The 23,831-nt window shown below is 41.2% G+C and carries 20 protein-coding genes; 6 read left to right on the top strand and 14 right to left on the bottom strand.

Annotated elements, in window-relative coordinates:
• Window positions 1–9: 9 nt before the first annotated feature.
• Both BMY70_RS19140 and BMY70_RS19135 read right to left on the bottom strand, forming a co-directional pair.
• Window positions 10–786, bottom strand: a complete 777-nt coding sequence (locus BMY70_RS19140; protein WP_090337910.1) for a LytR/AlgR family response regulator transcription factor — start codon at window positions 784–786, stop codon at window positions 10–12.
• Window positions 758–1,954: a sensor histidine kinase gene (locus tag BMY70_RS19135; RefSeq protein ID WP_229209690.1), complete on the bottom strand. Its 1,197-nt coding sequence runs from the start codon at window positions 1,952–1,954 to the stop codon at window positions 758–760. The genes BMY70_RS19140 and BMY70_RS19135 overlap by 29 nt, the downstream gene beginning before the upstream one ends.
• 377 nt (window positions 1,955–2,331) lie before the next feature.
• Here BMY70_RS19135 and BMY70_RS19125 point away from each other — a divergent pair, with 377 nt between their 5' ends.
• Together BMY70_RS19125 and BMY70_RS19120 are read left to right on the top strand one after the other, a co-directional pair.
• Window positions 2,332–3,600 carry an aspartyl protease family protein gene (locus BMY70_RS19125; protein WP_090337908.1) on the top strand — a complete coding sequence of 423 codons (1,269 nt, stop codon included), beginning with the start codon at window positions 2,332–2,334 and terminating at the stop codon, window positions 3,598–3,600.
• A gap of 75 nt (window positions 3,601–3,675) precedes the next feature.
• Window positions 3,676–5,322, top strand: coding sequence for a L,D-transpeptidase family protein (locus BMY70_RS19120; RefSeq protein WP_090337907.1), 1,647 nt, complete (start codon window positions 3,676–3,678; stop codon window positions 5,320–5,322).
• A 58-nt stretch (window positions 5,323–5,380) separates the two neighbouring features.
• Here the strand turns inward: BMY70_RS19120 and BMY70_RS19115 are convergent, their stop codons facing one another.
• The 12 genes from BMY70_RS19115 to BMY70_RS19060 all read right to left on the bottom strand — a co-directional run bounded on the left by BMY70_RS19115 (window position 5,381) and on the right by BMY70_RS19060 (window position 15,658).
• On the bottom strand, window positions 5,381–6,289 hold the full coding sequence (locus BMY70_RS19115; RefSeq protein WP_229209689.1) for a PfkB family carbohydrate kinase: 909 nt from the start codon (window positions 6,287–6,289) through the stop codon (window positions 5,381–5,383).
• 275 nt (window positions 6,290–6,564) lie between these two features.
• Complete coding sequence (locus BMY70_RS19110; RefSeq protein ID WP_090337906.1) at window positions 6,565–7,194, bottom strand: SCO family protein; 630 nt, start codon at window positions 7,192–7,194, stop codon at window positions 6,565–6,567.
• Window position 7,195: 1 nt separating this feature from the next.
• Window positions 7,196–7,681 carry a hypothetical protein gene (locus BMY70_RS19105; protein ID WP_090337905.1) on the bottom strand — a complete coding sequence of 162 codons (486 nt, stop codon included), beginning with the start codon at window positions 7,679–7,681 and terminating at the stop codon, window positions 7,196–7,198.
• A 63-nt stretch (window positions 7,682–7,744) separates the two neighbouring features.
• Complete coding sequence (locus BMY70_RS19100) at window positions 7,745–8,791, bottom strand: cytochrome-c peroxidase (RefSeq protein ID WP_229209688.1); 1,047 nt, start codon at window positions 8,789–8,791, stop codon at window positions 7,745–7,747.
• A 14-nt stretch (window positions 8,792–8,805) separates the two neighbouring features.
• Window positions 8,806–9,597 carry an MbnP family protein gene (locus tag BMY70_RS19095; protein ID WP_090337904.1) on the bottom strand — a complete coding sequence of 264 codons (792 nt, stop codon included), beginning with the start codon at window positions 9,595–9,597 and terminating at the stop codon, window positions 8,806–8,808.
• 129 nt (window positions 9,598–9,726) lie between these two features.
• Window positions 9,727–10,065 (bottom strand): hypothetical protein, encoded by a 339-nt coding sequence (locus BMY70_RS19090; RefSeq protein ID WP_310590646.1) that lies wholly within the window; start codon window positions 10,063–10,065, stop codon window positions 9,727–9,729.
• Window positions 10,066–10,113: 48 nt separating this feature from the next.
• A complete protein-coding gene (locus BMY70_RS19085; RefSeq protein WP_229209687.1) occupies window positions 10,114–11,259 on the bottom strand; it encodes a cytochrome-c peroxidase in 1,146 nt (381 codons plus the stop codon).
• A gap of 6 nt (window positions 11,260–11,265) precedes the next feature.
• Complete coding sequence (locus tag BMY70_RS19080) at window positions 11,266–12,111, bottom strand: MbnP family protein (protein WP_090337902.1); 846 nt, start codon at window positions 12,109–12,111, stop codon at window positions 11,266–11,268.
• Window positions 12,112–12,237: 126 nt separating this feature from the next.
• Window positions 12,238–13,143 (bottom strand): transporter family protein, encoded by a 906-nt coding sequence (locus tag BMY70_RS19075; protein ID WP_143072132.1) that lies wholly within the window; start codon window positions 13,141–13,143, stop codon window positions 12,238–12,240.
• Between the two features lie 10 nt (window positions 13,144–13,153).
• Window positions 13,154–14,293 (bottom strand): cytochrome-c peroxidase, encoded by a 1,140-nt coding sequence (locus BMY70_RS19070; RefSeq protein WP_229209686.1) that lies wholly within the window; start codon window positions 14,291–14,293, stop codon window positions 13,154–13,156.
• Between the two features lie 17 nt (window positions 14,294–14,310).
• The gene (locus BMY70_RS19065) at window positions 14,311–15,132 is read right to left on the bottom strand and encodes an MbnP family protein (protein ID WP_090337900.1); all 822 of its coding nucleotides are present in this window, start codon (window positions 15,130–15,132) and stop codon (window positions 14,311–14,313) included.
• A 133-nt stretch (window positions 15,133–15,265) separates the two neighbouring features.
• On the bottom strand, window positions 15,266–15,658 hold the full coding sequence (locus tag BMY70_RS19060; RefSeq protein WP_229209685.1) for a hypothetical protein: 393 nt from the start codon (window positions 15,656–15,658) through the stop codon (window positions 15,266–15,268).
• A 270-nt stretch (window positions 15,659–15,928) separates the two neighbouring features.
• On the opposite strand from BMY70_RS19060, the gene BMY70_RS19050 reads away from it, so the two are divergent.
• From BMY70_RS19050 to BMY70_RS19035, 4 genes are all read left to right on the top strand, one after another.
• On the top strand, window positions 15,929–16,489 hold the full coding sequence (locus BMY70_RS19050) for an RNA polymerase sigma factor (RefSeq protein ID WP_090337898.1): 561 nt from the start codon (window positions 15,929–15,931) through the stop codon (window positions 16,487–16,489).
• Between the two features lie 109 nt (window positions 16,490–16,598).
• The gene (locus BMY70_RS19045; RefSeq protein WP_090337897.1) at window positions 16,599–17,717 is read left to right on the top strand and encodes a FecR family protein; all 1,119 of its coding nucleotides are present in this window, start codon (window positions 16,599–16,601) and stop codon (window positions 17,715–17,717) included.
• Between the two features lie 202 nt (window positions 17,718–17,919).
• Complete coding sequence (locus tag BMY70_RS19040; protein WP_090337896.1) at window positions 17,920–20,862, top strand: TonB-dependent receptor domain-containing protein; 2,943 nt, start codon at window positions 17,920–17,922, stop codon at window positions 20,860–20,862.
• A 129-nt stretch (window positions 20,863–20,991) separates the two neighbouring features.
• Window positions 20,992–23,811 (top strand): PQQ-dependent sugar dehydrogenase, encoded by a 2,820-nt coding sequence (locus BMY70_RS19035; protein ID WP_090337895.1) that lies wholly within the window; start codon window positions 20,992–20,994, stop codon window positions 23,809–23,811.
• The last annotated feature ends 20 nt before the right edge of the window (window positions 23,812–23,831 follow it).

Below are 23,831 nucleotides of genomic sequence, written 5' to 3'. Positions count from 1 at the left end.
TAATAAACTCTATGAACCCATTTTCGTTAAAAAAGCTTTGATCGTATCCCGGTATCCGCGCGTCCATTTAATCTTATGACCTCCCGCCAAATGCACGATGTATTCGCCGTTAAAATAGGTTTCCATTTCTGAGATGAAATTGATATTAATTATATTGGAACGGCTCACACGGATCATCACAGATGGATCCAGACGATTTTCCAGGCTACTCAGACTTTCGTAGATCGTGTACGTTTTTGCCAGCGTGTACAGAGAAATATAGTTTCCATCGGCACCGAAGTGAGTGATATCCTCCAATTTTACCAGATACATACGCCCGGCTTCCTTGACTAAAATTCGCTTCAGATGGCTCCCTTCCTTTCCCTCTTTTTGCTCGTTCAACAGCCGGCTTACCAATTCTTCAACACGCGGCTGAGACTGCTGGCTTAGTCGTTCTTTCAAACGTCCAATGGATTGATGAAATCGGATCTCATCAAATGGTTTCAGCAAATAATCAATTGCATTGACCTCAAAAGCACGCAGAGCATACTGATCATATGCAGTTGTAAAAACGACAAAAGGCTGATGGTACGGCCATATTTCCTTCAATACTTCAAAGCCATCCAGTTCGGGCATTTGGATATCCAGAAAAATAATATCGGGTTTGTGCTGCAAAATTTTGATGACAGCCTGCGTTCCGTTCGAGGCCTCATCCACCACACGAATAGAAAGATCCGCTGATAAAAATGTACGGATCACGTCTCTTGCCAATATTTCATCATCTATGATAAGGCAGCAATAAGTCATTGGTTTCCTGAATTTTGGTTTTAGTTTGACTTGGAAATGACAGGCTCACAATCGTTCCTCCTCCCGGCGGCTGAGTAAAATCAAGAATTCCATGATTTCCATAAGCTTGCTGCAATCGAAGCATGGTATTTTTTAAACCAAGACCTGTTCCCGATGAAGATTTGCGCTGTTTATTTCCGACACCGTTGTCAATTACTTCAATGATCAGGAATGTACCTCGAATTTTGCTCGTAATACGAATAACAGCATTCGTCGTTAGTTCAGAAATACCATGCGTGAAAGAATTTTCGACGAGCGGTTGTAAAATCAGCTGAGGAACTGCGCAAAGCTCAGTCGCCGGATTTATGTCGTATTCCACTTTTAATCTGTCCTGAAACCGGATTTGCTGAATGGCCAGATATTGCTGCGTAAGCTTCAATTCTTCTTGCAAAGGAATAAAATCGGCCTTCTGATTTACAAGAACCGCACGTAAAAGATCACTCAAGGTTGTGATCATCTGAGTTGCCTTTCTTATATCATTTTTAATCATCAGACTTACGACGGCATGCAAGGTATTAAAAAGAAAGTGAGGGTTCAGCTGCATTTTCAAGGATTGAAGTTGTGCTGTTGCAAGTTGTCCGCGTAATTGCTCATTTGTAAGCTCTGCCTTGAAATGTTCCTGTTTTAAAGCCTGATACCGATAAATATATGACACTTTATTGAACCCGATTACCAGCAGCATGTACTGGCTAAAACTTGCCGTATATGCCATGAACAGCGAAAATAAATATTTTTCTGCCGGCACAGATTTACCGACGGCCCAAAACATAATCGGATTAGTTATCAGGTAATGAAACGAATTGAGAAAGATATTAAGAAATGTGACAATTAGAAGATGAAGAAATACTTGTCTGATCAATAATGTTTTACGTTCCTTGAAAGCGATGGGAACTTTCAAAGACGCATACAAGATCAACGGCGTCGTCGACCACCAGAAAAGCCCGTCGAGCAGCCAGATGAACGTTTCGTGATACTGCATGACCAACCCCTCTTTCAAAATCCATAACATGCTGAGCTGCCCGAAAGTGATAATCGCAAAAATACTCCAGTAACCCAGTGCATACCACCAAAATTGTTTCGGTGTCAGCGGGAGTTTTGACTGCGAAAGCAAACGTTGAACAAAGTGCATACATGGCACGGTTTAGGTCCTTCAACTTTGAATAAATTTTTAAGATATCCGTCAACCGCAACAAAATCAGTTGAAGATGACCAAAGTTTATCCGGGAACAAAAGTAGAAAATCAACATTTTCGTACCTACCGGAATTATCTGAACTGCACGTTTTCTTATTTGAGCTGATTCAAAACAAAACTGCTTGCTAAAACCCGGCCCTACTAATCTTCAATTCAGCAATTTAAATATACCGATCATCCTAATATTTAGACGGTTTTTAAATATATCGTGCTAATTTTACGATTGGAATTTCATGGTTTTAGTCATTTATTTAGCGAAATAATAATATTAAAATTCATGCTTTTAGGATAGTATAATTTAGTCCTCTGACAAAATGAAAAAGATAAAATGGCTAATATTCGTATTAACCATATTTTATATTTATTTCTCAGGCTGTGTAGCAGCCGAAAAGAAACCGGTAAAAGAGACTGCAAGCGGCTTTTTCCTGACCGGAAATCGTAAACATGACCGGATTCCTTTTAAATTTCGGTCTAACCTGATCATTATTCCAATCCAGATTAATGGCTCGGATACATTAAATTTTATCCTGGATACCGGCGTAGCAAATACGATCATCACAGATCCGACCGCACTGGATAAAACAAAACTTGATCTGAAACGCAAGATGATGATCGAAGGATTGGGTGACGGAAAAATGATCAGCGGGCATACGGCCATCGGCAACTCGTTATCGATGCAGCACATGCAGGTGAATCAGCACAATATGCTCGTTCTGGATGAACCGATCACAAGCCTTTCGGGTTACGCGGGAATACCGATACATGGCATTATCGGCTACGAAATTTTCAATAGCTTTGTCGTAACACTGGACTTCGCCAGAAAAGAAATGTTGCTGAGTGTGCCGGCAAAATACAAATACAGCGCTAAAAACGGTGATAAATTGCCAATCCAGATTGAAAATACCAAGCCTTACCTGGCTACTGATGCAACAATATCCGGCAAGAATTACAAAGATTTACGGTTGATGATCGACACTGGTGCAGGAAATGCTCTGCTAATCGATCATACGGCTCAAAATCAGATTTCCCTGCCAGCTTTTGTGATTGAACCTCGGGAGGGACTTGGCTTAAACGGAGCGGTGCGGGGAAGTCTGGGGCGAATCGACGGAATTAAACTGGGTTCAAATGAGCTCACAAATGTCCTCACGTCTTTTCCGGATAGTATTGCTTATGGATTAAAAATAGAAGACCGCAATAATCGTCAGGGAAGCATTGGCTGCGATATGCTGCGCCGTTTCAAGATTACCTTTAATTATCCCGAAAAGTATGTAATTTTCAAACCAATCAAAAGCCGTCTAAAAGAAGGTTTTGAATATAACATGAGCGGACTGGACATCCTTGCCGTCGGCGAAAAACTGGATGCCTACTTCATCGATCATGTAAAAGAGAATTCCCCTGGTGAGAAAGCAGGTTTAAGAAAGGGTGATCAAATCATGTTTATTGACGGTGCTTCGGTAAAGGAAATGAACATTAACGACGTATATCAGCTCATGAAAAAAGGTGATGGAAAAGCACTGGATATTATGGTAACCCGCGATAAGAAAACCTTTTTTGCAATGATCAAACTTCAAAGAATCATCTGAGTTTTCAAAAATTTAAGTAGCTTGGGCTTTGAGCAAAGACATTGTTCTGAGAAATTCATCAAACCCGACTAAAAAATGATTTTGAAAAACATTCAAACACACGCTGGAAATAATCCCTGGATCTTATTGGTAATCTGCGCATTGCTAGCATCCTGTTCTAAAAAAGAAAAAAAGCTGCCTGAAATTGCAGTTCGCGATACGACGATCACAATAGAAAATTCATTCACCGAATTATTCGTTGATAGCGTTGCGCTTAACGGATTTGTTAAAACAACTGAAAACGATAGTATTGCGAACCAGATCCAGAGTTTTTACAATCATCGAAATTATCAGTTCGCCTGGTTTTTCCCGGATGGACTTGCAGATTTTGTGCCGACTTTTCTAGGTTTGCAAAATGACTACATTCATTATTCAGGAGATAGTTCTTTATATAATGCGCAGCTAGTCTCCCGGATTGATTCTCTAAAAATACTCAAAAAGATAAACCCGAAAGACACGGCTGTTCTCCGTACTGAGCTTTTGCTGACGGAGCAATTTTTCCGTTATGCCAGCAAAGCCTATACCGGAGATCACCGCATCAACACGCAGGAACTGAACTGGTTTATACCACGCAAAAAAATAAATACCGAAGCATTTCTTGATTCGCTTTTGAAAAATAAAGCACAGAATCTGTCAGCGTATGAGCCTGTAAACAGACAATATAATCTCCTGAAAGAAAATCTGTTGAATTATTACAAAATCCGGAAAGAAGAAACCTGGGATTCTTTGCCGGCCGGTAAGAAAAAGTTCAAAGAAGGGAATCGTTATGCTATAATTCCGGAAATAAAAAACCGTCTCTTTGCCTTGGGCGATTTGCCGGAAGCTGACAGCACCGACATACTTGATACGACTTTGACCAGGGCTGTCAGAAGTTTCCAGGCTCGCTTCGGACTAAAACAGGACGGACAAATTGGTGCTTCGTTTTTTAGAGAACTAAATGTTCCCGTCCAGCAAAGAATTCAACAGATTCTGATTAATATGGAACGGATCCGCTGGGTGCCTGCGACGCCGACAACTGATTATTTACTTGTCAACATTCCTGAATACAAGCTCCATGTGTATCAGGACGGAGAATTGGCTTTCAACATGAATGTCGTTGTGGGGTCAGAAGCGCATAGTACTGTCATTTTTTCAGGAACACTTAACCAGATTGTTTTTAGTCCGTACTGGAATGTCCCTCCGAGTATTTTAAAAAATGAAATTTTGCCTGGAATTAAGAAGAACAAGAATTATCTGGCCCGACATAATATGGAATGGAACGGAAATGCCGTTCGTCAAAAACCCGGACCGAAAAATTCCCTGGGGCTTGTGAAGTTTCTTTTCCCAAACAGTTATAATATTTATCTGCACGACACGCCATCGAAAAACCTTTTCGGAGAATCTAGCAGAGCATTTAGTCACGGCTGCATCCGTCTTTCAGAACCCAAAAAGCTGGCAGAGTTCTTGCTGAGAAAAGACAGTGTCTGGACAGAAGAAAAAATCACAGCCGCTATGAATCTTGGAAAAGAAAAATATGTCAGGCTGCGGGGAAAAGCAGAAATTCCAGTTTTTATTGGTTATTTTACTGTGTGGGTAGACCAGAATGGCCGTTTAAATTTCCGAAAAGATATTTACGGTCATGATAAGAAAATGGCCGAAAGACTTTTCAGTACAACATCCGAAGAAATTGCGTTAGAAGATTAATCCTAAATTAAAAAACCGGCAAAAAGCCGGTTTTTTAATTCTGATGAAGTTGATAAAATTATAAGCCAACTTGCAATACGTTATATTTTTCGGCAATTCCATGCTTCAACACTTTATCTACAGTCGCTGCGTTACCAGAGAATGGCCCGGATGATCCAATTTTCAAAGTAGCCATCGCCGCACCATATTCACCAGACTCCTGGATATCACCGCCTTGTATTTTTTTGCTCAAATAACCTGCCATATAAGTGTCCCCACAACCTGTTGCGTCGATGATAGCGGAAGGTTTGTATGCCGGAATTTCATGGAAAATACCGTCTCTGAAAATCAAAGAACCACGGCTTCCCAGAGTAATTATCACTTCCTGAACACCAAGATCCGCCAGATAGCGGGCTCCCTGCTGCACATCTGACCAACCCGTTACCACTTCCATTTCATGCTCGTTAGCCTTTAAAATCGAAACATAAGGCAACGCTTCTTTTTTGTCTGCCCAGTCATGGTATATTACTTTTTTATTTACGACCGAACGTAAAAGTCCCTGAACGTCAAGTGATACCAGACCTTTCAAGGAAAGAAAACGAATTAGGTCGACAGAGATATCGTCCGACAAAAGAGGTCCCAAATGATAAATTTTAGCGTCAACAGCCGGCATTACGGAAACACCGAAAGGTGCCGCTTTCTGCAAAACATTCTGCTCGCGGTAATCCTGGTTTTCACTGTAAATATTTTCAAAATATACGGAATGTTCACTTGGTAACGTATGGATCCGGATGCCATCATTGCGCAATCCATCAACCACCTTCATCTCGCTTTGCGCCAGCGCCGTGACCAGCACGTAATTTATATCAAATTGTTGAATTGCCTTGGAAAAATAAAACGAAGTACCGCCCGGCATGTGTTTAACAGACTTGGTCGTTACTACTTTATCCAGCGTTATATGACCTATCGTACAGATATCGTACATCATTGTAGAAATAATCGGTGTTAACAAAATGGTTTACAACAGATTAAAAAAGCAGTGCCAGTTTTAACCGGCTTCTCATATTTCTTTACTGTTATTTTTATGTTACGGTTTGCTCACCGCATCATCATTAGCCAACAACATTGGTTTTGTTATAGTTCTTGAAAATGTTCAAATCCGCTGGTAAATTAGAAAAAAATTAGATTTTTTGCATTTGGATTATTTTAATGTTCCTGGTGGAAACAAAAACGTGACTGATTTTTTAGCCAGCCACGTTGCATTTATTCCTTCAAAAGTATTTTCAAATCTTCTTTCAATTTTGCCGTCCCCGCTTCCGTTGTTCCGTCATACATTCCGCGAATATGCCTTTCTTTGTCAATTAAAACAAAGGCTCCGCTGTGGATATATCCTCCAGCCTGACTTGAATCTTCCATCGCACTTACCATATAATGTTTTTGCCCGATGTCATAGATTTTTTCACGATCACCGGTTACAAACTGCCACATCGTTCCGGCAACTCCCAGATCCGTAGCATATTGTTTCAAAACATCCGGGTTATCATGCTCAGGATCAATCGTATGTGAAAGAATTTTAACATCTGGATTATCTTTAAATTCTTTATAAACCGTGAGCATATTTTTTTTCATGATTGGGCAGATGGTTGGGCAAGTAACAAAAAAGAAGTCTGCTACATATACTTTGTTTTTAAAATCCGCCTGAGTCACGGTTTGTTTATCCTGATTCGTGAAGGAAAAATCAGGGATAGTCGGGTAAATTTTCTCTTCCTTTTCTTTTCCATCTATCACCTTGTTCACAACATCCGGCTCTCCCAGATAGGGTAATTTTTTCGTCTCACAACCAGCGGCAACGGTAATTATGATCATCGTAAGCCAAATCCATTGTGCTTTCATATTACTTTTTTATTTTACCAATAAACTGACTTGCATCCAATAGACTTTTGTTCATTAGAACTTTCACATTTTCAATCTTCGACTTCTGATCAGCTACGTAAGCTTCGGTTTCTGATTTATCCAGCGATTTTAAGGTGTCAAATTTAAATTCGTGCATCCAGTCCATCATCGCTTTATCGGCTCTGTCGAGTTCGGTGTGCAATTTTTCGGCTTCTTCTTTACGTGCTCTCAAAACCTCACTGGACTTTATCGCAATCAGACTATCCGTTTTTTCAAGTTCCAGCCTGATCTGCTTTTTATAATCCATGAGTTTGTCCATATGTGGCATAATGCTGTCGTGTATGGCAAGCATCTTCTTCGTTTCATCACTTACAGGACCATCAGATTCGTGATGCGCATGTCCTTCATGCTCATTTTTCCGTTCGTCTGCACTATTGCATCCATATATGAAAGTAATCGCCAAAACTGCAAAAAGGTATTTTTTCATTTTATTTTAGTTGAATTTGTAACGGTTATTATTTTTCGTAATCGATTATTTTAAACAACAGCATCAGGGCCTGCTCAATTCACGGTTTGTGACAAATTCTTCATCCGTCAGTGTATTCAAAAATGCCATGATCGCCTTCTTTTCATCGGGATTAAATTGAAATCCATTAGTCGGGATTGTTTTATCCAGCGTCGGGGAAACTTTTATTTCACCGGAATAATGATCAATCACATCTTCCAGTTTCGTAAATCGCCCGTCGTGCATGTAAGGCGCAGTCAGTGCGGCATTACGAAGTGTTGGTGTCTTGAAACTTCCCATATCAGCCGGGTTATAGCTAATCCTGAATCGCCCCTGAAAAAGTCCTTCAGACTGATCGTTGCTAAAATCAGCATCGATTCCATTATTATGGTAGGCATTGTCTGTGAATAATTCACCCGTGTGACAACTCTGACATTTTTGCCGGACCAATTCCAAGCCTCGCAATTCCATTGAAGACAAATTCCCTTCCGCTTCATTTCGTTTAAATTTGTCATAACGGGAATTCGCAGATACCAAAGTCCGTTGAAACTGCGCCAGTGCCTTCACGATATTTTGAGAACTGATTTGATCTTTGAAAGCGAGATCAAACTGTTTTACATATTCCGGTACCGCATTAAGCTCATCTACTAATTCAAACAAATCCTGATGCATTTCATCCGAGGCCGTAAGCGGGCCAAAGGCTTGCGATTCCAGATTTGTTGCGCCGCCATCCCAAAAAAGACCATTATTTGCCCACGCCAGATTGACCAGCGCAGGAGCATGTCGATGAAGAATAGTTCCAGAGACACCAGCATTACTTAAAGCCTTTCCATCACTGAAAGCAAGTTTTTGATCATGGCAGCTCGCACAGGAAACCTTATTATTTCCCGAAAGACGTACGTCATAAAAAAGCATTCTGCCTAATTCGATACCTTCTCTCGTCATCGCGTTTTCTATATCGAAGACGGGTCGTGGAAAGTTGGCCGGAACCGCAAACTGATAAATTTGCGGCTCCGGATCAACAGATTCCTTTTTGCTGCAAGCAGTCAAAATAAGACTCAACAGGATACTATATGAGAAATTTATTTTCAAAAATATCCGTTTTTTTAGTTAGCAATACTGCCAAAAGTCATTGCTTTTGAACCATAGTTGGTAGCCAAAGCAGACATAACCTCAGCTTGCGCAGCATTTACTTTCGGAGTTTTTATCAGATCAATTCCGTCGACGATCTTGGTAACGTCCAGATTTAACACAACTCCTTTCGCTGTCGAGAAATTGACCGGCGCAGCGAAATCGATGGATACCGTTTTATAATTAGCGTTCAGACCCGTTTCTGCTAAAAAATCTGCACTTGTCGTACCTTCCTTCACAATTCCGGCTACCGAAGAAAAAATGTAACTGGTATGCCACATCCACGCGATATTGCTCATGCCGTTCGCAATCGATAATTCCCCGGACTGCAAACTTAGATTGTCATTGTGCTTGGAATCAACACCGATTGAAAATTTAATACTCTTATATTCTCCTGCCGGAATATCTTCAACGTCAATCGATTCGCGTTTACGCGCCGGATAGGTCAGCTTATCTGAAATCGTACCAGAAAGATTTAGATCGCCGACTTCTTCCATTAGGTAATATGAATCGGGGATCAAATATTCAGCTCCTTTTGAATCAATCAGTGTCACATTACTAACCCAGTATCGCAGTTTGGAAAAATTATATGTACGCGTCCCGATTGTAAAATCTTTATTTAAAGCGAAGTCTGCATTACCTACACGTGCGTCGAAAGTGATTGTTGTTTTTGCGTTCTCAACAGGCTGTATTTCTGTTGAATCATCATTATTATCACAAGAAGTAAAAATTAAAGCGGCAATGGCGAAGATGAAAATTCTTTTCATAATATTTAATTAATATAATAATCCAGTTAAATAATTGAAAATGAGTTGGGTTCAGACAAAGGAATAACATCTCATATCGCGTTCCAGGGGAAAGCGGTATACTGAACCACAAAAAATAAGGGCGATTATTTAGCGCCTGGGCGGCCTTAGTAAACGGGATGCGGGAGAAATATAAATTACCAATTGGTAGAAAAAACGAGGCTTTTCTAAAAATTGAGAATAATCGAAGTCGAATTTAAACGAGTCGACAGCCTGTGTAAAAAGCTGCAATACCGGAAGATTTTGAACGCGATTTGCCGTTTCCTTATCCTTATTATCTTCCTGTTGTTTCAGTTTTTTGGCAAGATAACACTGTCCGTTACATTTCAGCTCCGGGCGTTGGCGGTTTTCACAAAGCACCTTTGCAATATATTCGCGGTTCAAATGAAAATACGCGATCGTTCCCCACGGACTAATCGTGGGCAGCATGATTGAAAACAATAATATATATGCTAAAAACGAGCGCATCAGAATAAATTAAAAAGCATTTCCGACACCGGGATCAGATAATTCCGCACTGCGGATAAATTGATCGTCGCTCAAAGTCCTGAGAAAAAGGATAATACTTTGCTTTTCAGCGGCCGATAAATTAATACCAACTTTTCCGGTTGGCAGTTTGAAAATATTGTCCAAAGTTGCCGAAGACTGCATATTATCACCATAATGATTCAGGACTTGTTCCAAAGTCACAAACCTTCCATCGTGCATATAAGGAGCGGTCAAGCCAATATTTCTCAAACTTGGCACCTTAAATTTATACCGGTCAGACTCATTTTGAGTAACCGAATATCGTCCCTGATCATCAATTTTGATCGGCGGCAATCCATTGTTCCGATAACTAAAATCCGTAAACAATTCGCCAACATGACAGGACGAACATTTCTGTTTAAAAAGCGCCATCCCCGTTTTTTCCTCCGTTGTTAAGGCAGCCGCATCTCCCAGAACATAGTAATCATATTTCGAATTGGCGGAAACCATCGTCATCATAAATTGTGACAACGCTTTCCTGACGCGCTCGGAAGTGATTTCGGTTGTTCCATATGCAGCCTTAAACATTTTTGGATAATCGACAGGTACTTTGGATGTTGCATTCGGTGTCGCTCTCAGTTTCGCGAGAATGTTATCCATCGTCTCATCCATTTCAACTTTATTTTGAATCGGATTAAGCGGAACTGAATCGAGAGCGTGTACATTTCCATCCCAAAAGAATGAAGTATTCCAGGCCATGTTCTGCACAGACGGCGCATTGCGTATACCAAGCTGATCATCAACACCGTGGCTCAATTCGTGCCCGTGATGTGTAAACGCAGATAACTGCTGATGACAAGTACCACAGCCAATCACATTTGTCCGGGAAAGAATACCGTCATAAAACAGAAATTTTCCTAACAAAACACCTTCTACCGTCAGCGGATTTTTGGCCAGGTCATAAACGGGATCGGGAAAATGTGCTGGCTTTTTCCATTGAAGCGCAGTCGGGCCAGTGGGTTCAGGATTGGGATCAGGCTCTTCTGTATTTCCTCCCGAACCGGAAGTACAGGACACACCGACTTGCAAAAGCAATATCAGCATACCCAAAAGTAAGCTTGCCCTTTTCAAAATTTCCCAAAAACCACGATTCATACAATGCTATTTAGCCAAACTATTCTGCTTTATTTCCCCAAAACCAAACATGGATTTGTAATTGTTTGCCACACCGGACGAAAGCGTAAAGTCAAACATGATACTTGGATTTTTTGCTACACTGACCGGATTTGGCCCATTGAAAACTTTCAGAACATCGGCTGTTATCCGAACCTGAGGAACACTATCACCACGCACAACAGCATTATTTCCTGCGAAATCAATCTTTATATTTTTGATATTATTGACCGTTTTTTCTTTACTTTCAAATCCGCCATAAAAACCGATGTGATAATAAAATTTGCCATTTGAAGAACTCGACTTCGACGAACTTCCTTCCAGTTTTACGAAAATATATCCAGATGTCCATGCCCAATACATGCCATCTCCTGCCATATCACCGGATGGGTCCAAAGCTCCTCCTCTTTTCTCAATACCTGAAACACTTCGCAGACTGTCAACCCCAACAATATATTCAATTCCTGTATAATTTCCCTCAGGAAGTCTGTTCAAAGCAATTGTTTGAGATTTTGCATCGGCTTCAACAATTCGGAAATAACTGGAATCCTGTGGAATTGTGTAGGTCTTTCCGTCGTCCCTTACCAGCTTAAAATTCGAAACGAAATAATTGAATTTTGATATCGTCAAATCTTCGCCTGAGCTATTCGCATAGGTTTTATTATCCAGCACAAGATCCTCGTTTCCAGCAACATTGTCAAATTTAAGAAGCATTCTGCCCGTACCTGCTGTCAGATCCGGATCAACCGGAATATCATCTGAATCATCATTGCAAGCAACCATGCAAGCTGCGCCAATAAACAGCATAAACGATAAATAAATAAGTTTTTTCATATTCTTTTGACTAAATCAGTACCTGAATTTCCAATATTTCGATCAGTCGGTTACTTTCAAAAACGGCTAAACCGAACGATTCATTATATAAAATAGAACGAACTGCCACATTAATTTTCTTTGATATCAGAAAAGAAAACCAAGCTGCACCAGCACTCTTTCTTTAGCCACAACATGCCCTGAATTGCTTCGCTGACTTATCGGCTTTTGGCCATTAATTCCGAGCATCCAGCGGTTTGAGAACAAATTGATACCCAACGTGCCGTTCAATTGTTTACCGCCTGTCTCGTCCAATATCAGGTCATTTTTCCTGCCCTTTCCAGACTGTTCAGCATACAGCCCTACCGTCGGCGTCAATGTAACTTTCCCAACTTTGAATGACCGGTAAAGATCCATCGTCCCGAAAAGCTGATTTCCAAACTTATACTCCTGAGAATTGGTTGTGTTAAATTTTCTGGAAACGTTTACACCTAAACCCCACTGATCAAGGTTGACCGTATAAAAGGCATTAAGAATAAAATCTGTACTTCCTGTTCCCGGCTGAAAATTGGCGTTGGCTACCTGCAAAACGTCATTCTCATCATATTTGAAACGTCCTGTCGGTAACTTGATCCCGCCCCCTACAAGTAACGTATGACTGAATTTTGAACTGCTTTCGGTATCCATCAGTGTATTCAGGATATTGTAATTTGCCAGAATCGTCATATCGCCTAATCCGTTCTGTTTTTTAGTACCGGACGTGGTGACTTGCTGATCCATCCGATACGGTAAAAACGCCATTACCTGCACGCGCTTGATTGGAAAAAACCTTGCGTAGAGCTCAGTAACATTAAATTTTTCTTCCGTGCGCAAAACCTGACTTGTCGGATGGGTAGTAAAATTCAGATAATTATAACGGATGCCAACAACCGATTTATTCGACTGCGGCATAAGTCCGAAATACGATCCGCTATTTGCGCAACCGCAAATATCACAAGCTTGCGAAGCGAGCGGAAACAAAAAAATTAAAAGAAGAAATCGAAGTGTTTTCATTTCAAATAAATTAAAAAGCATTACCAATCCCCGGATCGGAAAACGCGTTATTTTTTATAAAATTATCGTCGCTAAGTGTCCTCAGAAAAGCAATTATGCTTTCCTTTTCGTCATCGGTTAAGTTCAAACCCGTTTTTCCGCCCGACTGAATGAATGCAGGATCCAAGGTTGGCGAGCTTACAACCTTGTCAGTATAATGTTCAAGCACTTCACCCAATGTTTTATAACGGCCGTCGTGCATATAAGGCGCGGTAAAACTCACGTTTCTCAAACTTGGAACTTTGAATAAATTACGATCAGATTCCCTACGGGTTACATCGAAACGACCCAAATCCTCGTATTTTAAAGGCGCCAAGCCGTTATTTCGAAAGCTGTAATTGGTGAACAATTCACCTTCGTGACAAGAGCTGCAATTTTTGCGAAAGAGTATCAATCCCTCTTTTTCCTGCGCCGAAAGTGCAGTCACATCGCCGATCGCGAATTTATCATACCGGGATTCTGCCGAAACCATTGTTGTCATAAACTGAGAAATTGCTTTCATCATCCGTTCCGTCGTAATTTCCGGCGTACCAAAAGCGGCTTTGAACATCTTTGGATAATCGACCGGAATTTTTGCAGATTTATCCGGTGTCAGTCTCAGTTTTTCGAGAACATGATTTACTGTTTCTCCCATTTCAACCGGATTTTCAATCGGGTTGAAGGGGACAAAATCCATATCACGCACACCGCCGTCCCAAAAGAAAAGTGGATTCCATGCCATATTCTGAATTGAAGGCGTATTTCGCTTACCAAGCTGGTCATCAACACCGTGGCTCAATTCATGCCCATGATGTGTGAAAGCCGACTGCTGCTGATGACAGGTTCCACAGCCAATCACATTGGTTCTCGAAAGCAAGCCGTCATAGAACAAAAACTTTCCAAGCTCAACGCCTTCAACGGTTAATGGATTTTTGTTAAGATCATAAACCGGGTCCGGAAAATTCGCCGGCTTTCTCCATGCCAACGGCGTTGGCGTTTTATTTTCCGGATCGACAGTCTCTTCTGATGTACACGCGCCAACCATTATCATCAGCCACATTGCTCCCGTCAGTAATACCAAAACAGGCACTACCAAAAATTTCTGCTGGATGATATCTCGAATTGATTTCACTGTTTTTAACATTACAATCAATGGGCACTGGATGTCGGATGGATGTGATCCAGCGTGAACATCGTCGTATAATTACTAGCAAGCGGTGCGGTCAGTTCCGGCGTTATAGCTTGTGGCAGGCCCGCGATACTGATCCTGGTACTTCCATCGAATATTTTTAAAATATTAATCAGCAAATGCGCCTCGGGTGACTTTGTAGTTGTTACGCTTGCTATGGTACCTGTAAACGGAATATTAATTGTTTTAATATTATTTACTGTTCTCGCCGTTGCTCCCCCAAACCCTTTGATCTGGTACTCAAATTTTCCACTTGCTGCCGAAACGGATGTACCTTCCAATTTTAAAAATGTATAACCATCGTTCGCATCTGAATACATGGAAGCGCCCGGTTGCCCGGCAGCAATATCTAAAACACCCTTACGCTTTTCCAAAGAAGAAACCGTTCTGGCGCTGTCCACACCTAGTACGAAGCTAACACCGGAATAGTCTCCAACAGGAACATTTTCCAACCTTACTTCATACGAGTTTTTGTCGGCCGCGTTGATCAAAAAATAACTGGAATCCTGAGGAATAACGTATTCACCTCCATCTTTCCTCTGAAGCTTGAAATTGGATACATAATAACTCAATCCTGTAACCCGGAAACTTTCCCCGCTGGAATTTTTGTACGTGGTATTATTCAGGGCAAGTAGTTCATTGCCAACGGTATTGTCAAAATAAAAAACAAGGTCACCCCTTCCATTAAGATTTAACTCTGGTTCAGCATCGTCCGAACCGCAAGAGGAAAAAATGAGGGTTGTAAATAAGAATATATATATGAATGAAAAGCGGACTTTCATGGAATTAAGTTTAATCTGAAAATTCGAAAAATGATAAATACATAGCATATCTGATCTGAACGAACAGAAACGCTAACAATCTGCCTTTTTTGAGACAAATAATTGTTTTGTAATTACCTTGAAAAGAAATCAGTTAAACAAGCGGCGGATGAAAAATGTCGGCAACAGGATTGCGCGCCGTGAAAGGAGATTTATATTGATAATGAATGGATGTGCGGATTTCAAATGTGACAGGCGTTGCAGAATAAAGAACTTCCCGGCTGTCCATCACCTGATAAATGAGATGTGACAAATAATTATTTTCTGCTTGTCTCGCATCCTTTTCTTTTGCGTCTGCGATACGTTTGGCCAGATAACATTTACCGTTGCAATGCATCATCGGTTTATTTCGATTGACACACAAATTGGCAATAATATAGTCGCGGCGAATCTCGAAGTCAAGATATAACAACGGAAGCACCCATGCTTTCACAAGCATCAGTGTCAGCAAACTCATTGCTACCCATTGTTTCTTAGTGCTTTTCAATTTTTACAAAAGATAAATCGCCATTTCGTCCTTGACATACGCTGCAAATATAGGCAAGAAACGATCACGACAACTTTTTAGAAGGAAGATATTTACGTTTTCGCTAAGATAAAAATGACATAACGTTATTCTTTTCACCGCTAAAATCGCGCTGTTTGCCGCAGAATACGGCTGAGTATGACGGAAAAAGATGAAATAATATTGTACTTTTATATAAAAAATCGTAGGATTGCAGTCCATAACCTAACTTGAATCGTCCGTAAATTTTAAATGCCCAGCCCTACCGACCAAAACGCAGACGATTCGGAGCTATGGAACGCTTTTCGCGCAGGAGACGATATTGCTTTCGGAAAAATCGCGCGACAATATTACCGGAGCCTGTTCAGCTATGGTGTCAAATTTTCCAAAGACCGCGAATTTGTAAAAGATTGTATTCAGGATTTGTTTCTTGAATTATGGGCAAAACGGGAAACGATCGGCGATACTAACTTTGTTAAATTTTACCTTCTTAAATCTCTTCGCCGGAAAATTCATCGGGAGAGTCAGAAACAGCAATGGCAGTCAGACGATGAAGATCTGAATTTTGAAGCTGAACATGTCGGAGAAACTTCAATCGAACAGCAGATCATTGAAATTGAAACCAGTGAAGCCATGCTGAAAATGCTGAATCAGCAGATTGTTTTATTGACCAAACGCCAGCAGGAAATTATTTACCTCCGTTTTTTTGAGAATATGGATAACGAATCCATTGCCCAGGTAATGTCCATCTCGAAGCAATCCGTTGCCAATCTCCTATACCGTACCATTCAGGAATTAAAGGATAAGCTGTAAGCCAAAACCATACTAACCGACAACTTTCATTTTTTTTCAAAAAAAAATGAAATATTTTGATTATTTCATGTTAATCGTTGCCTATGTATAAGTAGAAGCCAATATTAACATGAATCAATACCAAGAATATAGCCTGGAAGATTTTGTATTAGATGCACAGTTTCAAAACTGGGTTCGGTACAAACGTGACAACGATGTGACTTTTTGGGAAACATATCTGCAAAATCACAGCGGACAATCGCAGGATATTATGCGTGCCAAAACGTTGCTCGAAAGTGTTTATATTCATTACGAATCCCATATCGATGATCGTGAAATTGATTTCGAGATTCAGGAATTGCTTACCAAAGTGCGTAATAACAATGATGGGATTCTCTCAGCCGAGGCGGCGGGCATTGCACCTGTGCATAGCTTTTTCGCCAGGAATTCAATTTTTTGGGCAGCAGCAACGATCGTGTTAATGCTTGGCCTGGGTTGGTTATATCAACAAAATGCCAGATCACTGACGGATTACGAGCGAATGACTCGCGGGAAGTCGCTGCACGAGGAAGAAAATGATAGTAACGCCAATAAATTGATAACACTGACGGACGGAAGTAGAGTAACGCTCACACCGCATGCGAAGATCAGCTTTCCTGAAAAATTCCCAGCTGAGAAACGTGAAGTATATCTTTCCGGAGAAGCATTGTTTCATGTTTCGAAAGATGCAAAACGCCCTTTTCTGGTATATGCCAATCAGCTCGTAACAAAGGTTTTAGGAACAACATTTACGATTGTTGCTCAGGATGCAGCTAAGAAAACGTCCGTAGATGTGAAAGTAGGTAAAGTTTCAGTATTTCGGGAAAATGATTTTGTTGATACAAAAGATCAAAAAGCTCTGCAATCAAAAGGTATGGTGCTGACTGCGAATCAAAAAGTAGTTTACGAAAGGGAATCCACCAATATGATAAAGACGATCAGTGATAGCCCCCAGCTCATTCCAGGTGAAAACACGGTGAGTTTTAATTTTGTCAATACGCCCGCCTCGGAAGTTTTGACAGACCTGGAAGACGCTTATCAGGTCGATATAATTTTTGATAAAGACCTTCTTCGCGGTTGTCCGATTACGGCATCTTTGACAAATCAGTCGTTGTATAAGAAGCTTGATATTATCTGCGAAGCCATTGAAGCGCGATACGAAATGCTTGACGGACAGATCGTCGTATATAGTAAAGGTTGCAAAAATTAAGCTAAAAAATTCTTTTAACCCTATCTCAACACTTATGTAAAAATAGAAGTACAGTTAAAAAAAAGAGTCGGATAATGCTACCAACATCTCCGACCCTCTATGAATCCCCCAAGTTGCTTTCGGAACCAACATGACATCCTTCGCTAAAAGGATGAAGGGGACCGTTTTACCAAATCTAACCTCAATAAAACATTTCAAATGTATGAAAGAAGCGTTTAATTTTCAAGTTATTCTAAGAGCTATGCGTATCTCGCTCTATCAGGTTGTAGTTGCAATATGGGCTTTGGGTAACGCCAACGCGGCAGAAAGTAATGCCCAGACATTATTAAGTAAGAAAATAAGTGTAAACCTGAATAATAAGGAGGTTGAAAATGTACTTCAAAATATTGAAAAACAGATCAGCGGCAAGTTTGTTTTCAGTACCAAAATTATCAGAGGAGACCGCAAAATCAATGTGAGAGTGAAAGATCAGCCGTTATATAAAGTGCTGGATGAAACGCTTAAGCCGCTGGATCTTACCTACCGGGTTACTGAAAATCTCATCATTATCAGCCGTACTTCAAAAGACGGCGCGCAGTCGCTTCCGGTGGTGAAAAGTAAAGCTCCAAATTTCACTGTTTCGGGAAAAATTAAAGATAGTAAAGGTGAAACACTTGGCGGTGTCACTGTTCTTTTGAATTATAAAAGTAACGGCGTTGTCACGGATATTAATGGTGCTTTTTCTTTTGTGGATATACCGGAAGGAAGTTACACACTGACAATCAGCAGCATCGGTTTTACGAGCGTCAAGAAAGAAATCCAGGTGATCGGCGGTGATTTACAGATCGATGTGGAGATGAAAGATGACATTCTTCAATTGCAGGAAATAATCGTTACCGGAGGAAATCCTAAAAAGAAGATAGAAAGCAGCGTTGCAATCACAACCATCAATAACAAAGATATCCAGACCCGCGCACCTTTGAACAGCACCGATTTATTGAAAGCAATCCCGGGATTGACGGTAGAAAGTACCGGTGGAGACGGTCCGGGCAACGTGTGGGTTCGGGGATTTCCCCAGCAAGGAGGTTATATCTTTCTTGGAATTATGGAAGACGGCTTACCGGTATTGCCTACTGGTTACAATTCACTTCCTTCCGTTGACCAATATTATAAAACAGATCTTACGATCAAAAATATTGAAGCAGTGAGAGGTGGAAATGCCTCAATCGTTATGGCGAATACGCCAGGTGCTGTTATCAATAATCTGAGCTATACCGGAGCAGAAAAAACTTATGGTAAGTTCAAGGCTACGACAGGATTATCACAAGGATTATACCGTCTGGACGGAAATGTTGGCGGGAAAGTAAACAGCAATATCCGTTACAATATCGGTGGTTTTTATCGTACAGATAAAGGAATTGTTCCCCCGGGCTATACCGCAAACCAGGGTGGACAGCTTAAAGGAAACATGACCTACAACTTTAAAAATCAGAAAGGTTTTGTTCGTGTTTACGGGAAATATCTAAACGACAAAGTACAGTGGATGCTGACTAGTTTCTATCCTTATGATGGAACCGGAAAGCCTACGAAATTTGGTTCATTTGATATGGTTAATCAGTCCCTGGCGACAATTGATACAAAATTCAGTTACAAAAGTGCAGACGGCGTGACAAGAAATTACGATATGTCGGACGGGATTCACACAAAACAGGGTGCTGGCGGATTTCAGTTTAACTACACAACCGACCAGGGCTGGGAAATCAATAATAACTTCCGTTATCAGCATACGAATATGAATGTTACGGCTGGAATTCCTGCCAGTAATGTGGCTTACAACGGTACTACGCAGTATTATTACCTGGATGGAACGGCGGCTTCTTTAAAATCCGGAGACAGACTTGTGAATGTGACAGGCGTAACACAACAACTTGAAGATGTCCAGATTGTGAATTATCTCGATCTGAAAAAGACTTTTGGCAATCATAGTTTATTATTTGGTGCAGGGATTCATCAATATAACCGGAACGACGGACCAAACTACAATTTCTCGTATTTGCAGGAATTTAAGGAAAAGCCAAGAAGACTTATCACATCTCCAACGGCGGCACAAATCACGCCGTTAACATTGTCAACGGTAATTGGTGATTCCAGAACTTTGTCCGCTTATGCTTCGGATGAGATAACTCTGAACGCAAAATGGAGACTGGATCTGGGTGCCCGTATCGACAACCAGAATGTGGACGGAAAACGTCCTTTCTATGCTTACAAGGCAGACGGAACGCCGGATTATACGAAAGCTTCGACCTTGGTAATCGCTGATTATACCAATTATTCTGAGAACGTTACGAACTGGTCAGCGACTGCTGGTCTGAATTACAAAATTAATAACGAATCTGCTTTATTCGCCAGAGCTACAAGAGCCTACAACGCACCAAACATCGCAGATTATAACGCAACCGCTTATGATCCGGCGAAAATCAAGAAACGTCCGGTATACCTGGGAGAAATTGGTTTTAAATATGCAAAAAATGATTTTTCACTTTTTGCCTCGGCGAGTTATTCAGCAATTAAAAACGTCTCCCTTTCGATTACGGTACCAACAATTTCGTCAGGAAACCAGAGTCTTCTGGCTTTCGGATCTACCAGAACTTATAGTGCAGAATTTGAAGCATCTTACAAAGTTACCAAGTCACTGAACTTACGTTTAACGGGTACAGTTCAAGATTCGAAGTATACGGATTATTCCGCGAGCACCAATACAAATTCTGCAATCGTGGCGATACTGGGTGATACTACTTACAGTTTTACAGGCAAAAGAACAGAACGCGTTCCGGTCCTGAACACTGAATTATCTGCAACGTATGATTACAAAAAATTCAATATTTATCTGGCGGGAAGTTATATCGGAAGTCGTTTTACTGCTCCGAGTGACAGCTACAAATTACCGGCATATGCTTTGATGAAAGGTGGCGCTGGTTATAGTTTCACTAAAAATCTGAACGCAAGATTCTGGGTTGATAACTTACTTAATGCAAGAGTTTTGACAGAAGGGGATGTTCGTGGTGATCAGTTCCGTGATTTTTCGGCTGTTGAAATAGGTACAATGATGCCAGGCAGAGCTTTGCTTCCAAGAAGTTTATGGCTATCACTGGCTTTCGAATTTTAATACTGATGGATGGAAAGAAGAGTGTCGGATTGAAAGATTCGGCACCTCTTCGCTTTTAACTATTTTTTCTTAAAATATTAGTATATTTCAAAAGTATTGTATTAACCTGACTATATAATTGATCCATCCATGATGTTACCCCGAATTTTTAGTTTTACGAAATTGAGTTTGAAAGTGGCCGGACTTGCGTTCCTGGCTTCATTCACCGTTCAGGACAGTCCGCCAAAGCCCGATGAAAGCCGTTTCACACCGGTTGTCGTCGCTGAAAATCTTGACGAGCCTATGGTTTTCGAGGTTTTAAAAGACGGTTCCGCTTACATTATTGAGAGAAAAGGGGCGCTCAAAAAGTATAACGCAGCAACAAAAACTACGGATCTTATTGCCATGATCCCGGTCAATACGAAGTATACAGGCGCAGACGGCGTGGTTAAGGAAGCTGAGGAAGGTTTAATGGGTTTCACGATGGATCCGAATTATGAAAAAAATCACTGGATTTATCTGTACTATGCACACCCGACCGAGAAAAAACACATTCTCACGCGCTGGGAAATTAAAGAGGACCAGTTGGTGGAAAGTTCCAAAAAAACAGTTTTAGAAGTCGAAACGCAACGCGAGGTCTGCTGTCATACCGGCGGCGGAATGACCTGGGACAAGGCTGGAAATCTTTATCTGACCGTTGGAAATAATACCGGAAACCAGAAGGCTGCGCAAACTGATGAGCGCGAAGGAAGAAGCAGCTGGGACGACCAGGGACATGCCGGAAACACAAATGATTTGAGAGGAAAGATTCTGAGAATTCATCCGGAAGCGGACGGTACCTATACAATCCCGGATGGTAACCTTTATCCAAAGGGAACAGCAAAAACGCGTCCGGAAATTTATTCTATGGGACATAGGAATCCATGGAGAATTGCGATTGACAGCAAAACAGGTTATGTATATTGGGGAGAAGTGGGCCCTGACGCCAATGAAGATTCTGATATCGGACCAAGAGGTTATGATGAGTTGAATCAGGCCCGCAAACCTGGAAATTTCGGTTGGCCCTGGTTTGTTGCTGATAATCAAGCTTTCCCGGTTTTCGATTATGCTGCCAATAAACCGATGGAGAAAAAAGATCCGAATAACCTGATTAATACTTCACCGAATAATACAGGATTAAGAGAACTGCCTGCCACGGCACCTAATTTTATTTACTATCCTTACGGTGTTTCTGAGAAATTCCCATTGGTTGGCTCAGGTTCAAGAAGTGCGACAGGCGGACCGATTTACCACAAATCAGATTTTGTAAATCCAAAACGTCCGTGGCCGGCATATTATGAAAACAAGTGGATCGCTGCCGACTTTTCACGTGGCTGGATTATGGCAATATCCATGAAAGAAAACGGGGACTATGATACTATGGAGCGGGTTCTTCCGAGTTATCATCCGGTGCAGCCGATCGACATTAAATTTGGTCCCGATGGCGACTTGTATATTCTGGAATATGGCAGCAACTGGTTCAGAAAAAGCGATAATTCACGTCTGATCAGAATTGAATACAACGGAGGAAACAGAAAGCCGATCGTCCAGGTCTCTACTGATAAAAAAGGTGGAACAGTTCCGTTTTCTGCTAAATTGTCATCGGAAGGCACAAAAGATTTTGATGGCGACGCTTTGAAATATAGTTGGAAAGTTACAGGAGCAGGAGTCGCTCCAAGAACCTTTGCAACGGCAAACCCTGCCGTTTCATTCGCTAAATCGGGAGTGTACACGGCAAGTTTGACAGTAACGGATGCGAAAGGCGCGAGTAATACCCAGTCTTTGAAAATTGTTGCAGGTAATGAGCCTCCACAGGTTTCAGTCGATCTGACAGGAAATAAAACATTTTTCTTTGCCGATAAGCCGATAGCATATGCGGTAAACGTAAGCGATAAGGAAGACGGAAGTTTGTCAGACGGAAAAATCAAACCAGATCAGGTGGCAGTCAGTATTGATTACACTTCCGAAGGTTTTGATTATGCTGAAGTAATTCAGAGCCAACGAAGTGTAGACGCGTCAACACAATTTGCCGTGGCCCAGGTCCTGATGAGTAAAAGCGATTGTAAAGTTTGTCATCAGCCAAACACAAAATCGGTTGGTCCGTCTTTCGCCGATATTTCCAATAAATACAAAGGACAGTCAGGTGCACTGGATAAACTTGTAAAAAAAGTACTAGAGGGCGGATCAGGTGTTTGGGGAGAAGTTGCAATGGCTGCTCACCCGGCGCTACCGGTAGCTGACGCGGAAGTTATTGTCAAATATATTTTGAATAGTACAGACAAAACACTCAGCACCCTTCCTATCAAAGGTGATTATAAGCCTGAAATTCCAAAAGGTGACAACGGGAAAGGCTCTGTGATCATTCGCGCCGCGTTCACCGACCGAGCTGTTAGCGGAGCCAAATCAATTCCGGCACAAACTTCCGAAGAAATGATCGTGCTTAGAAATCCTGAAATATATGCGGCCGAAGCGCCTGTTTCGAAAGGAACAGAGTTAAAAGCACTCGGTGTGGCAGGTTTAGGTTTTAGTATGGTCACGTTCAATAACAGTTATCTGGCTTTACAAAACATCGATCTTTCGGGTATCGAAAAACTTGAATTGGATGCTTCTGCGCAACGACGGGAAGGAAGTGTTGGAGGAACGATAGAGGTTAGACTTGATTCTCCGACAGGACCGGTCGTTGGAACGGAAAAGGTGGACATTGCGCCGGAAGTAGATATCGCCAAAGTAATGGCTGAAATGGAAAGTGAAAAGAAAAATGCAAAACCGGGAGAACCCGTGAAACCTAGAAATCCGTTCGCACGCCCCCCGGTAAAGATCAAATTAAACGACACCAAAGGAAAACACGATTTATACTTTGTGTTTAAAAATGAGGAAGCGAAGGCAATTCAGCCTTTGATGTCATTCTCAAAAATCAAATTTCAGCAATAGTCCAGAACTAACTTTAACTT

The organism is Dyadobacter koreensis (genome assembly GCF_900108855.1).
GTDB classification, from domain to species: domain Bacteria; phylum Bacteroidota; class Bacteroidia; order Cytophagales; family Spirosomataceae; genus Dyadobacter; species Dyadobacter koreensis.
The sequence above is the reverse complement of the archived record's forward strand: the minus strand, read 5'-3'. Positions and strand labels throughout refer to the sequence as shown.